The following is a 13,286-nucleotide window of genomic DNA, read 5'->3' as shown; positions in this document are numbered from 1 at the left end:
GTGGATGGGTGGATGAGTGGATGGGTGGATGGGTAATGGGTAATGGGTAATGGGTAAGAATACGAGCGTCACCTGTTCGTTAACAAGGCTGCAACGCTGCCTAAAGCCTAAAGCCTAAAGCCTAAAGCTTAAAACCTTAGTAAACGTAAGACTCAAACCAATCATAAATACGATCGAGTTGATGTAAGGTCACCAATCCGTACTGCCAGAGGACGATCGGTAAACTGCCGCGATTGGTTTGAGACTGTTTGAGAGCTAGTTCTACAGATTCGTCGGGCAGTCTGAGATCTTGGCGAAGAAAGCGAATAATTTGAGAAGTATTTTGTTCTGACATTTTATTATTAACTCAACTTAAAGTTGTAATTTAAAGTTAAAATCCAGCAACGATACCAATCGGCCAGATTTGAAGTAATTTAAAAGCGGGGTTTAAAAAGTTTTTAAAAATCGAACCTGAGAGCAGACTAACTTGCGCTTAGAGCAACAACCAAAGAAACGAGTTTAGAAGTAGTTATAAATCCTCAAACTTGCTTCTTTGGGGAGAATTTAATAATTCAATTACGCTTCATTCCACAACTCGCGAACTCCATCTTCGGGTAACCAGCTTGCGATTTCGGCAATGCGCTCGGCGGAAAGTTCGCGCTTGGTGGCAGTAAATACCGCCTTGACTGCGTGTTTGCGTTGACCGTCTTCGTCATCGGGACTGCGTTCTAGTCCACCTTCATTAGCCGCCCGAAAGAAAAACCGATCGGAATCGATCTTAAACACGCCAGGGCCTTGCCACGGTGGACGTACCCGGCTCAGGAAGGCCACAATCGGATTGCTATCTTTCCACAGGTCTGCGACTTCCTTTTGGAGTGCCTTTTCATCGGTCGGCATCATCTCCTCATGTAGCTCGCCAGCCACCCGATCTGCGGCTTCAGTCGTCATTAAGTCGCGCATAATGCGGAATACGACTTCGGTAAAATCTCTGGCGTCATAAGGATCGGCAAAGCCACCTTCAACCATGACGTATTCTAAGAACGATCGATCTCGATCGGCAAACATCGCACGGGGATCTTCAATTTCGGTCGGGTCTACTTCTGGCGTGCGTTGTTTGGTCTCATCAGCATTAATTGCTGGTTCCTCCACTCCCGTTGTGGGAGCTGCTATCTCCGCTGCTGCTTTAGTCGTAGTTTTATCTACCATAGTTATTTCCGATCTGCTTCGATCGAGCTGCTTTCTTATTTCTAATAAGATTCTACGCAAGCTCGATCTGAGACACATCCTTCAATAGGTAGAGACTCGCTCTCACAAAAGACACATAATTTAACGCCAGTTTCTCCATTTATGGAGTGGTGCTTGGTCTTGGGTTACTGGTGCTAGGAGAACCAGTAATAATCGCAACCCACAAGTTAAATAATTCGAGACTTGCCAGTAGAGTAATGCATGAAACATCCCCACCAGCAAGAATCGCAACCCACAAGTTAAATAATTTGAAACCTGCCAGTAGAGGAGAGCATGAAACACCCCCCACTAGCACCCAAACTACGCCGAAGCGCGCTCCTTCTGCTGCATCATTAGCTTCTCAGCCTCCGCCTCCACCGAAGCAGTCCCCGGTACCGGACGCGTCCAGAACCGATGCTCCTTAATAGCATCGATAAACGCCGTTGCAAAAGCACCCATTTCCGAGACATCGCGGCTGGCAATTACACCCAACTGCGCGCTCATCTTACCATTCACCTGAGCTGAATCGATCCCTTTGAGATCTGCCTGCATCAGTAAGTCCACACCCTCGCCAGAACCCGCGATCGGTTTAAAATGCTTGAATGCCTCATGAATGAAGGTTAGAGCCTCTCCATGAGCCTTGAGAGCCTCAATGCTCTTAGCCCCACCGGGTACATAAACCGCATCGTACAGTACCGAAGCTGTAGTGAGGAACGTTTTATCGACTTCGATCGAATCTCCACCATCGGCAGTCGCGATCGTGCCGCCCAGTTTCGAGACGATATCTGCGGAGATGTGCATCGCACTCAGTGCGTGCTTGAGGGTTGCCAACTGTGCGCCGTCTACGCCGTCTGCGGCTAAGATTGCGACATGACGACCTTTAGCAGTCTTGGTGGTGTGTTCTTGGCTTAGAGCTGCCGACGAGCGACCGTGGTTTTCGGTAGCGGGAGCGGTTGGTGCGGGCAGTCCCAGACCGATGGCAACGCGCTTGGCTAGCTCGTGGTCTACATGGTTGAATCGATCGATCATCCGCTCTTGGACTTCTTTATTCTTAACTTTACCCAGCTCGAAGTGACTGGCTTCGACGAGGCGATCTTTCTCACCATTGGAAAGACTATTCCAAAACAGGGTAGCTTGAGAGAAGTGGTCGGAGAAGCTGGGACTGCGTTCGCGAATCTTGTGTCCTTCGACGCGTTCTGGATAGGTTGTAAAACCACCATCTTCGGGCGCAACGGGAGCGGGGAGATTGCCACCGAGCGAGTTGGGCGAGTAATTTACCCGACTGGTTTTAATATCCATCTGCATCCGTCCGTCTTGGTTGTTATTACTAAACGGGCAAACGGGACGATTGATGGGCAAATGGACGAAGTTGGGACTACCCAGCCGATGTAGTTGGCTATCGTGGTAGGACATCAGCCGACCTTGCAGCAGTGGATCGTTGCTAAAGTCAATCCCTGGCACGACGTTGGATGGTTGGTAGGCAACTTGCTCGGTTTCGGCGAAGAAGTTATCGGGGTTGCGGTTGAGTACCATTTTACCGATCGGGCGGACTGGAACCAATTCTTCGGGAATTATTTTCGTCGAATCTAAGATATCGAAATCGAACTTGTGTTCGTCTTCTTCTTCGACAATTTGGACGCCTAATTCGTACTCAGGATAAATACCTTTTTCGATCGATTCCCACAATGTCCGGCGTTGGAAGTCTGGATCTTTACCCGCAATCTTTTGGGCTTCATCAAACACGTTAGAATGTACGCCCGCCAGTGGTTTCCAATGGTATTTAACAAACCGGGATTTACCTTCTTTATTTACCCAGCGGAAAGTATGCACGCCAAAACCTTGCATGGTGCTAAAGTTACGCGGTAATGTCCGATCGGATAGCAACCACATAATCATATGCATCGATTCTGGCACTAGGGAAATAAAGTCCCAGAAACTTGGATGTGCGGTAGATGCCTGGGGCATCTCATTATCGGGTTCGGGTTTCACCGCGTGGATGATATCTGGAAACTTAATTGCATCCTGAATAAAGAACACCGGAAGATTATTGCCGACGATATCATAGTTGCCATCTTCGGTGTAAAACTTCACCGAAAACCCCCGCACGTCGCGGACGGCATCCGCCGAACCGCGCGAACCACCGACGGTAGAGAACCGCACGAATACAGGCGTTTTGACGGCTGGATCTGCCAAGAATTTGGCTTTGGTAAATTCGGCCATCGATTCGTATGGCTCGAAATAACCGTGTGCGCCCGCACCGCGTGCGTGAACTACCCGCTCGGGGATGCGCTCGCGATCGAATGCTGATAACTTTTGTTGAAAGTGGAAATCTTCGAGCAGTGTCGGCCCGCGTCCACCAGCTTTGAGCGAATCATCTGTATTGCTAAGTGGATGACCCTCATCGGTAGTCAAGTTTTGGCCGGGTTCTACACGATAGTTTTCTAGGCTGCGATCTTTGCTTTGCTCGTTAACTGGATGTTGCTCGCTCATAATATGGTGTGGGATGCTGTTTTGAGCTGGTTATTATCGATCGCGCGTAGATTTACTTTAAATGGAGAGAATGTAAATCGACATCCCAAATTCATTAGGATTAACACGCTATCTAAATCTAAGCAAGATTGACTTGTTTAAGCTCTGTCTTTAGGTAGAGATGTCTTAAATATTGCGATCGTTAATATAACTACTATCTCAATTGTTAGAATGAATTTACACCTATAAATATTCGCATTTTATTTAGCTTTGTCAGCATAAATATTGCCCGATCTTCAAGATCACAAATCCTTAGCCGTAGCACAAATCAGAGTATTTTTCCGCTACTACATTCATTTGGTAATCAATGAAAATACTTGTATTGAATTCATAAATTAAGGGAGATGTCTGCGGACATCTCCCCTGTATATCTATCGAATTAGAGAAAATTTTTCGGGACTTCCCGTGTAACGAGTTGGATTAGCACAGAAATTGTCGATCGCGCTAAATTAAGGACTCGTTGAAAGATTAGCTTAAGGTTTTGTGGTTGCAGTCGGACTCGGGCTAGTTTTAGAATTTGTGCCAGGAGGATTTGTCTTGCCAGTATTCGGGCTAGTTGTCGGACTAGTTGTCGGGCTAGTTGTCGGGGTAGTTGTCCCCGTACCAGTACCAGTTCCAGAGCCGCCAGTACCAGAGCCAGATGGCGAACAGGAACTAATCGATAGTGAAACGCTAGCTACTGAAGCTATTAATAAGCCGATTTTCTTCATAACTCCTCGCTTAAATTGAAGTCCAAGACGATACCGATAAATAAAACGTCATAGTGCCAGCCGACTTTTAGTCTTTTGAGTGAGTTAGTTGCAGTCGCCAAACGATCGGATAAATAAAGTTGCGGGCGCATCTTTCGCTCGACAAGACTAGATAACATCGGGTGCTGTCTAACTCACTCACTGGCACTAATAACGAGTTCAATTCTCAGTTACATCCTTAACTACATAGGTTAAAGATCGATCGAGTTTAAAACCTCTGTCGATCGAGAGATATCTGTAGTGCAAAAGTTGCTAACTAGTAAAAATGTAATACACGTACTGGCGATCGCCATCGGTTGCCCATCAACCAAATTTGATAGTTAGAATTAATTAATATCTACCTAAAGATAGATATTTAGATATCGATCTGTTCTCGATCGAGGTTAGATGATAATCGACTCCCCAATATCAAAATTTTGAGCAGCTTAATAATGTAATAGATAACTGCTACGATGGATTATATAAAATTTGACCTATACGCATTCCATTTAACTCCAAGATCGCACCAATACAGGTAGCCAAAACTACTCAGAGCGGTCGATTGACAGGGATTTTCAAGTGCGAGCGTTCGGCACAGCAAGTCTTTTGGCATCGACTCTGCGAGCGAACTGTTCCAATGCATAACATTTGCGTGCAAATATTGTGCATAGAAATCGCATCGATCTAGACGTAATAATTAGCTCGCAGTGAGCAGCATTTATATCTGCACAAATCAAACTTTAAAATTGAAATGACTTCCTTAGATTTCATCTCCCAAGTTAATCGATCGATAGCGATGTTGACAGATCCGAAACTGGTAGCATCAGATTTAGGATTGACCAACTGCGATCGCGAACCCATACATATTCCCAATGCCATTCAAGCTCATGGTGTATTATTGACATTTACCCAAACCGATCTGACGATTTTGCAAATCAGTCAAAACTGTGAAGCATTGCTCGGTCGATCTGCCGCTGCCTGTCTGGGACAACCGCTATCAGTGCTGATGGCACCAGCACAGATTACCAAGATTGAAAGCTGCCTTAATGCTGATTTTGAGAATGTCAATCCGCTGCGACTATCGCTACAAGTAGATGGCAAATTACAGGGATTTGAAGGTATCTTACATCGGAGCAATGGAGTTGTCGTGCTGGAAATCGAGCGATTGGCGATCGCCGAAGATCCCGCACAGAGCGATGTTCGATCTGTGAGCTTCTTTGACTTTTATAAATTTGTCAAAGCACCGATCGCGCGGATTCAAAATACCCAAACCTTAGCCGAACTCGCGCGGCAAACTGTCACGGCGATTCGCACGCTAACTGGATTCGATCGCATCATGCTGTATCGGTTTGCTGAAGATGGTTCGGGAAAAGTAATTGCTGAAGCCAAATCCGATGGACTCGATTCATTGCTGGGACTGCACTACCCCGCTAGCGATATTCCCCAGCAAGCCAAAGAACTGTATCGGCTCAATTTGCTGCGGATTATTCCCGATGCGTCCTACACCCCATCGCAACTAGAGCCGCAACTCAACCCAATTACTAGCGAGCCGCTCGATCTGAGTCTATCGGTACTGCGGAGCGTATCGCCGATGCATATAGAATATCTCGCCAATATGGGCGTCCATGCCTCCATGTCGATCTCCTTGTTGCGAGATCGGCAATTATGGGGATTGATTGCCTGCCATCACAACAGCCCCAGACAGCTCTCCTACGAGACGCGGACGATTTGTGAATTTCTCGGACAAGTGGTTTCATTTGAGGTTGGCTCTAAAGCCGATGCAGAAGATTTGGACTACAAACTGCAACTCCAAACCGCTCAGGCGCGATTTATCGATACGATCGCCAATTGTCTGAGTCTTCGCGATGGTTTTGCCCAAAACCCCACCGATTTAACCGCGATCGTTGGTGCCGCTGGGGCTATTTTTTGCGAACGCGGCCAAGTGAATGCTTTTGGCAGCGCGCCGCCATCAGAATCGATCGCTAATTTGATAAATTGGATCGACACCCAGATCGGCGAAGATGCCGTGTTTAGCACCAATACTTTGGTAAGTGAATACCCCCCCATGGCACCCCATAAAGATGTCGCTAGCGGGCTATTAGCGTTGCGGATATCGCAGATTCAGAAGACTTATCTCCTGTGGTTCCGCCCTGAAGTACTGCAAACTATCGACTGGGGTGGCGAACCGAATAAACCAGTGGCAGTTAGTGAAGATGGCACCTTGCAGCTCACACCCCGCAAATCCTTCGAGCGGTGGAAAGAAACGGTACGGCTCAAATCTCTACCTTGGAAAGCCTGCGAACTAGAAGCAGCACTAGAACTGCGGAGTCGGATTATCGGCATCGTCCTCCAAAAAGCTGACGAATTAGCTGTCTTAAATGCTGAACTACAGCGCAGTAATATCGAGCTAGATTCGTTTGCCTACGTCGCATCTCACGATCTCAAAGAACCGCTGCGCGGCATCCACAACTATTCCACCTTCTTGATCGAAGATTATGGCGACAAGTTGGGCGAAGATGGTACGCACAAACTGGCAACGCTAATGCGGTTGACGCAACGGATGGAAGATCTGATCGAATCCTTGCTGCACTATTCGCGCTGCGGTCGAGCGGAACTGCAATTTCAGTCGGTTAATTTGGCACAATTGCTCGATAACGTGCTAAACACGATCGAGATCGGTCACCCATCGATAAATGCTAAGTTTCAGATCCCCCGATCTCTACCAGTCGTCCAAGGCGATCGCACCCAGCTTACCGAGCTATTTACCAACCTAATTAGCAATGCCATTAAGTATAACGATCGCGACCCCAAAACGATCGAGATCGGGTATATTCTGCCAGATGAAAATCGCGACTCTGTACCCGCAGATCTCGATCTCGATCTCGATCGATCGCAGACGATCTTTTATGTCAAAGATAATGGCATCGGCATTCGCGCCAAACATCTCGAAAATATCTTCAAAATATTTAAGCGGCTCCACCCAGCGAGTAAGTATGGCGGTGGAACTGGCGCGGGCTTAACCATCGCCCGCAAAATTGTCGAACGTCATGGCGGCATCCTGACTGTAACATCGACTTTCGGCGAAGGTAGTACCTTTTACTTTACCTTGGGGTCGCGCTCGTGAAAGACCAGTCTCAACCACCAACATTGCTCATTGTCGAAGATAGCGACGAATACTTTGAAGTATTGAGTCGGATTATCGTGGATATAAGCGATCGTCCGCTGTCGATTCATCGCTGTATCGATGGCGATGACGCACTCGACTATTTCAACCACGAAGGTATCTATCATACTACCAGCGATCGCGCCAATCCCGATCTGACGATCTTAGATCTCAATCTACCAGGTACTGATGGCCGAGAAGTACTGGTGTCGCTCAATGCTTCCAAACATCTCAAAACCATCCCGATTGTAGTGCTCACCACCTCCTCAAATCCCAAAGATATCCAAGCTTGTTACGAGTCTGGTGTCAATAGCTATCTGGTCAAACCGATGAAAATCGAACAGTTACGCTATTTAGTCAGAGTCCTCCTCGATTACTGGTTTAAAGTCGCGATCTTACCGACGGCAATTAAGTTAGAAGGTAAAGGGTAGAGGGGTGGAGGGGTAATGAGTAGTGAGTAATGAGTAATGAGTAAATCTTAATTTGGAACGCAGTTCCAATAAATCTCGCTCCCAACTCCCTGTCTTGTCTCGCTAAACCGTCGGGAAACCCGACGAGCGCGAGCCGCAACTCTCAACTCCCAACTCCCCGCTCCCAACTCCCAACTCCCAACTCCCCACTCCCAACTCCCCACTCCCAACTCCCAGATCGAATCGTTCGTTATAAACAATCTACTAAAGTGCGTTAAGTTAAAGGAGTGGTGGGTATAGCAAGACACTTTTAAGAAGAAGCTACACCAATCTGAGGATTTATCAAAATTCCTGCTCTGTTTTCGTCTCACCAGCGATCGATCGGAACGTTCTTTTCTTATCGAGGTTGTTAGCTTGCCAATGATTGCGTTTATTAATAAAAATGTTGGTGCGGATGACGTAGAACCGCTAGGCTGCTCGATTTTAATCGTAGATGATTCAGAAACCGATCGGGTCACCTATCGGCGATATCTAGAGTCAGGAACTGAGCTTGGTTATCAGATCTGCGATTGTGAGACTGGAGAGGAAGCCCTGGACTTGTGCGAACGCCATTGTCCGGACGTCATCTTACTAGACTACTTACTTCCGGATACGGATGGGCTGCAATTTCTCCAGGAACTGACCGAGAGAATCGGCAAGCTACCGCCGATTGTGATGCTGACTGGTCAGGGAAATGAAGCGATCGCAGTAGAGGCGATGAAACACGGCGTCAGAGACTATCTCGTCAAAGGACAACTCACCCCTCAGAGGTTAATAAACTCAGTGACTAATGCCTTGATCGAGCAAAAGCTCCAAACCCAGATCGCCAGACAGCAGCAGCAGCGAAAGTTACTGGCGAGTATCATGTTAAAAATCGGACACTCGATCGATTTAGCCGAGATTCTGCAAGCGGGTGTCAATGGTGCCCGCGAACTTTTAGGCTGCGATCGCACGATCGTGTATAAATTGAATCCCGATCTGAGTGGCACGATCGTCTCGGAGTCGGTATTACCGCAGTGGTCGCCAGCCTTGGGACGCACGATCGAAGAAAATTGTTTTCAGGGCGAGCATTCGCACTCGATCGAAAAATACTTAAACGGTCAGACAGTCGCGATCTCCAATATTCAGGCAGCACAGCTATCTGCTTGCTATGTGGAAATGCTAGAGCGTTTTCAAGTTAAGGCAATATTAATAGTACCGATCTTGTTGCGAGACATCTCGCCAGCAAGCCAACCGAGCGTCTGGGGACTATTAATCGCCCATCACTGCAAAACCACGCGGGAGTGGAAAGCCGACGAGCTGAATTTACTCGATGAAATGTCCGTGCAACTGGCGATCGCGATTCAGCAAGCAGAACTAGTCCTAGATCTCCAGCATACATTAGCCCAACAACAAGCCGTCGAACAGCAATTGCGCGATCGAGTCATTGAAATCGAGCAAACTAATTTGCGGTTATCTTTAGCAACTAACTTACTCGAAAAACGCAATCAAGAACTGGACGAATTTGCTTGTATCGCCTCGCACGATTTGCAAGCACCTTTACGAGGTATTTCCAACCTTGCCGATTGGCTAGCCAAAGATCTCGACGACAAACTCCCGGCTGAAAATCAACAGCAACTCAACCTGATTCAGTCGCGAGTCCAACAGATGAATATGTTGATTAATGGCCTACTTTCATATGCCCGTGTCGGTCGAGAAAATGTCGCTTCCGTCACTGTAAATATCAGCCAAATATTGAGAGAAGTCATCGAAACGATCGAACCGCCAGACGATTTTAAGGTGCGCTTTTCCAGCCACTTGCCCACTCTCACAACTCAATCGTTACTACTCAAACAAGTTTTTGCTAATTTAATTGGTAATGCCATTAAATATCACGATCGCACTGATGGCAATGTGGAAATCTTATTCAAAGATCGAGATTATTTATGGCAATTTACGGTGGTCGATGATGGCCCCGGCATTGCCCCAGAGCATCACAAAAAGATCTTTGGCATCTTCCAAACTCTCAAAGGCAAAGATAATAATCTCGGCTCTGGTGTCGGTCTAGCGATCGTCCAAAAGATCGTCGAGAGTCGCGGTGGTTCCGTTTGGGTAGAATCGGCTTTAGGTCAAGGTAGTGCTTTTTCCTTTACTTGGCCGAAAGTACTTTGAGTTGGGAGTTGGGAGTTGGGAGTTGGGAGTTGGGAGTTGGGAGTTGGGAGTTGCGGCTCGCGCTCGTCGGGAAACCCGACGGTTTAGCGAGACAAGACAGGGAGTTGGGAGTCTGAAATAGTAACCTAAGTTGCGCAGCCTAGCACTAGCCAGGATTGATATACATCAATGGCTGCCCAAATTCGATGGGTTGACCATTTTCGACTAATACCTGCACGACTTGTCCCGCCGATTCAGCTTCGATTTCATTCATCAGCTTCATGGCTTCAATGATACAGACAGTTTGTCCCGCACGAATCCGATCGCCGATCGATGCAAAGGGGGGTTCGTCGGGAGCGGGAGAACGGTAGAAAGTACCAACCATCGGCGACTTAATTTCGATCCACTTGGTGTCGATTGTCGGTGTCGAAGGCCGCTGTTCGATCGCCGCATGTGGCTGTTCTGGTGCGGGCATGGAGATGACCGTCGAATTAATATCGGCGATCGTCGTCGATCTTACACCCGCGCTAATTAATGGCTGTCCCTGACTGACAGTAAGTTCAAAGTCTGAGTTTTTGAGCGTTAATTCAGTAATATTATTAGCAGCAATTGCCGCCAACAGTTCGCTAAGTTCTTTAAAATCAATTGTCATATTCAGTTATTCGTAGTTGACTATTATTATTTAAAATTGCAAGCTAACATTGCAATGTAACTAAGTAACTGGGCTTAATTAAGTATAAAATACCCACTGGGCATCCACTGTTGCTGCGATCGGGTGCCTCATCCTTCAAACCCAATTATAAGGCTTTTATATTTAATTGTGCCTTCATACTTATTGTCGTTCTTAATTAAATTAAGATCTTGCAAAAATTGGATCTCTGTCAGTACTAGAAATTGGCAGATTGCGTAACATCTTAAAATTGTTAAATTACCGATCGGTTAGAGCGATCTCCTCAGCAAGATTCACTCACAGTTCGCGGTGATGGCATCTATGCCTCGATCGCGAACCGAGGGAAAATTGGGGGTTAACCCATCGCAGTTGCTAGTGGCTGCTAACATGCTGGAGTCTGCGAGGTTAGCGACGATCGCTAGGAATTTAGCTTTCTCTACCAACATATTGGTCGGTACGCGTATCGATTTTGATTTTTTCACCGATACTGATAAACAGAGGTACCGTTACCTGTGCGCCAGTTTCGACGATCGCGGGTTTACTACCACCCGTTGCCGTATCTCCTTTCATGCCAGGATCGGTATCGGTAACTACCAGCACGACAGTGTTGGGAAGTTCTACTTCCATAATTTGTTCGCCCCAACGAACGATGCTGACTTCCATCCCTTCCTTGAGATACTTGACATTCGGGCCAATTTGGGCGGGAGTGAGGTTGGATTCTTCAAAAGACTCCATATCCATAAACACAAATTGATCGCCATCTTTATATGTATGTTGCATTTTGATTTTTTCTAGCGTCGCTTGGGGCATTGTTTCCCCCGCACGGAAGGTTTCTTCTACTACGCTACCACTCTGTACATTTTTGAGCTTCGTTCGTACAAATGCCGAACCTTTACCAGGTTTGACGTGGAGAGATTCGACGATCTTCCATACGCCTCCCTTCCACTCAATAGATACACCAGGTCTAAAGTCATTACTGGAAATCATGAATATTTAGATTGTTACAGAGAATTGTTGGCATCTTATTTTATCAGTCTTAGGGACGATGAGGCTATTGGTAGCGACGCACTCATCCCCAAGCCATCGATTGTCAGTAGCTATATGCGGCGATTAGCTTGGCTCGAACGGTTAGATCGTTTCAACAAAAATCAGTGGTCAGAACGCATTCTCACCACCGAAACAATACCTCTAAGGACTTTAAAATCGCACGAAATAGATTCACGATCGAGATTGTAGATCGGGTTGTGGTATCGATCGATACCATGCCTCTGGATTGGCCGAACGCCAATGCCTACTAGTGAGAGGAACGACGATGTTTTTTATCGATCTCTCCTTCAAAGGGTTGGATCCCAGTCGCTGGATACTCATTACGATCGAGTGCGAATATTCGTGATGCTGCATCGGAAAAATAACCGATGAAACTTTCTAGCATGGTGGCAATTTTCATAACTTAGCCCCTGCATTAATATAGGTGAATAATTTAATCTTTGATACTTTTGATTATACAAGGGTCGCATCGATGGCGATCGGTAATGTAATAGATTTTTACTTATCGGGATCGCTAAAGGCGAGAGCTTTTAATTATTGTTAAAAATTAATGCCGATCTCTTAATAATCCGCAAGAGATCGACATTAAAGATGCGCTACTGGCTCTACATATTCTGGAAATTAGGGGCAATTCCCGAATTACCCTTAATTGCTGAGAACTTCTATAACACCCCTTTAGAACTAGGAATACTGCCCATCCGGCGCAGATCGAATTCTGTCGCCATTCGCATCGCTCTGGCAAAAGATTTGAACGTAGCTTCGATAATATGGTGAGAATTGATGCCATCTAATTGCCGAATGTGCAGCGTCATCAAACTGTGATTGACCACTGCTACAAAAAATTCGCGCACTAATTGTGTATCGTAAGTGCCGACGCGTTGAGTGGGAATCTCTAAGCCATAGCTGAGGTGAGGACGACCGGAAAAATCTAAAGCTACTTGCACCAAAGCTTCATCGAGCGGTGCGACGAAATGACCGAAGCGGACGATCCCTTTGCGATCGCCTAAAGCTTTGGCCAAAGCCATCCCCAAGGTAATGCCCACATCCTCATTCGTATGGTGATCGTCGATTTCGATATCGCCTGTAGCGGTAATGTGGAGATCGAATAAACCGTGAGAAGAGATCTGATGCAGCATGTGATCGAGAAATGGCACGCCTGTCTGTGCGTGACAGATCCCCGTACCATCGAGATCGATCGTTACGGTGACATCAGTTTCACCAGTGCGACGATGAACTGTCGCAACTCGATGTTCGGATGGCACATTGGCAGCAAGTTTGAGGTGAGGGGCGATCTCAGTGGGCATAAGGGTGGATGGGTGGATGAGTGGATGGGTGGATGGGTGGATGGGTGGATGGGTGGATGGGTA

General features: G+C 46.8%; 12 protein-coding genes. 4 read left to right on the top strand and 8 right to left on the bottom strand.

Annotated features, from left to right (window positions below; genetic code table 11):
* Positions 1–136: 136 nt before the first annotated feature.
* The 3 genes from C7B77_RS11210 to C7B77_RS11200 form a co-directional block, all read right to left on the bottom strand.
* Complete coding sequence (locus C7B77_RS11210; RefSeq protein WP_106304231.1) at positions 137–334, bottom strand: DUF2949 domain-containing protein; 198 nt, start codon at positions 332–334, stop codon at positions 137–139.
* A 221-nt stretch (positions 335–555) separates the two neighbouring features.
* Positions 556–1,185 carry a DUF2267 domain-containing protein gene (locus C7B77_RS11205; protein WP_219892098.1) on the bottom strand — a complete coding sequence of 210 codons (630 nt, stop codon included), beginning with the start codon at positions 1,183–1,185 and terminating at the stop codon, positions 556–558.
* Positions 1,186–1,524: 339 nt separating this feature from the next.
* Positions 1,525–3,693, bottom strand: coding sequence for a catalase (locus tag C7B77_RS11200; protein WP_106304228.1), 2,169 nt, complete (start codon positions 3,691–3,693; stop codon positions 1,525–1,527).
* Positions 3,694–4,215: 522 nt separating this feature from the next.
* On the opposite strand from C7B77_RS11200, the gene C7B77_RS29880 reads away from it, so the two are divergent.
* A complete protein-coding gene (locus tag C7B77_RS29880; RefSeq protein ID WP_181243814.1) occupies positions 4,216–4,461 on the top strand; it encodes a hypothetical protein in 246 nt (81 codons plus the stop codon).
* Here the strand turns inward: C7B77_RS29880 and C7B77_RS30730 are convergent.
* The gene (locus C7B77_RS30730) at positions 4,439–4,600 is read right to left on the bottom strand and encodes a hypothetical protein (protein WP_219892096.1); all 162 of its coding nucleotides are present in this window, start codon (positions 4,598–4,600) and stop codon (positions 4,439–4,441) included. The two genes, C7B77_RS29880 and C7B77_RS30730, sit on opposite strands and share 23 nt — an antisense overlap.
* Before the next feature lie 611 nt (positions 4,601–5,211).
* Between C7B77_RS30730 and C7B77_RS11190 the strand changes: the two genes are divergently transcribed.
* From C7B77_RS11190 to C7B77_RS11180, 3 genes are all read left to right on the top strand, one after another.
* Positions 5,212–7,584, top strand: coding sequence for an ATP-binding protein (locus C7B77_RS11190; RefSeq protein WP_106304225.1), 2,373 nt, complete (start codon positions 5,212–5,214; stop codon positions 7,582–7,584).
* Positions 7,581–8,054: a response regulator gene (locus C7B77_RS11185; protein ID WP_106304222.1), complete on the top strand. Its 474-nt coding sequence runs from the start codon at positions 7,581–7,583 to the stop codon at positions 8,052–8,054. Before C7B77_RS11190 ends, C7B77_RS11185 begins: the two co-directional genes overlap by 4 nt.
* A 399-nt stretch (positions 8,055–8,453) precedes the next feature.
* Positions 8,454–10,223: an ATP-binding protein gene (locus C7B77_RS11180; protein WP_106304234.1), complete on the top strand. Its 1,770-nt coding sequence runs from the start codon at positions 8,454–8,456 to the stop codon at positions 10,221–10,223.
* Positions 10,224–10,368: 145 nt separating this feature from the next.
* Here C7B77_RS11180 and accB read toward each other — a convergent pair whose 3' ends face one another.
* The 4 genes from accB to hisB form a co-directional block, all read right to left on the bottom strand.
* Entirely contained in the window at positions 10,369–10,854 is a 486-nt protein-coding gene (gene accB / locus C7B77_RS11175; protein ID WP_106304219.1) for an acetyl-CoA carboxylase biotin carboxyl carrier protein, read from the bottom strand.
* Positions 10,855–11,298: 444 nt separating this feature from the next.
* Positions 11,299–11,859 carry an elongation factor P gene (efp, locus tag C7B77_RS11170; RefSeq protein WP_106304216.1) on the bottom strand — a complete coding sequence of 187 codons (561 nt, stop codon included), beginning with the start codon at positions 11,857–11,859 and terminating at the stop codon, positions 11,299–11,301.
* A 307-nt stretch (positions 11,860–12,166) separates the two neighbouring features.
* Positions 12,167–12,319: a hypothetical protein gene (locus C7B77_RS29875; protein WP_181243813.1), complete on the bottom strand. Its 153-nt coding sequence runs from the start codon at positions 12,317–12,319 to the stop codon at positions 12,167–12,169.
* A 262-nt stretch (positions 12,320–12,581) separates the two neighbouring features.
* Entirely contained in the window at positions 12,582–13,223 is a 642-nt protein-coding gene (gene hisB / locus C7B77_RS11165; protein ID WP_106304213.1) for an imidazoleglycerol-phosphate dehydratase HisB, read from the bottom strand.
* Positions 13,224–13,286: the final 63 nt, after the last annotated feature.

This window comes from Chamaesiphon polymorphus CCALA 037, assembly GCF_003003845.1.
GTDB lineage: Bacteria > Cyanobacteriota > Cyanobacteriia > Cyanobacteriales > Chamaesiphonaceae > Chamaesiphon > Chamaesiphon polymorphus.
This window is presented reverse-complemented; position numbering and strand designations above follow the sequence as displayed.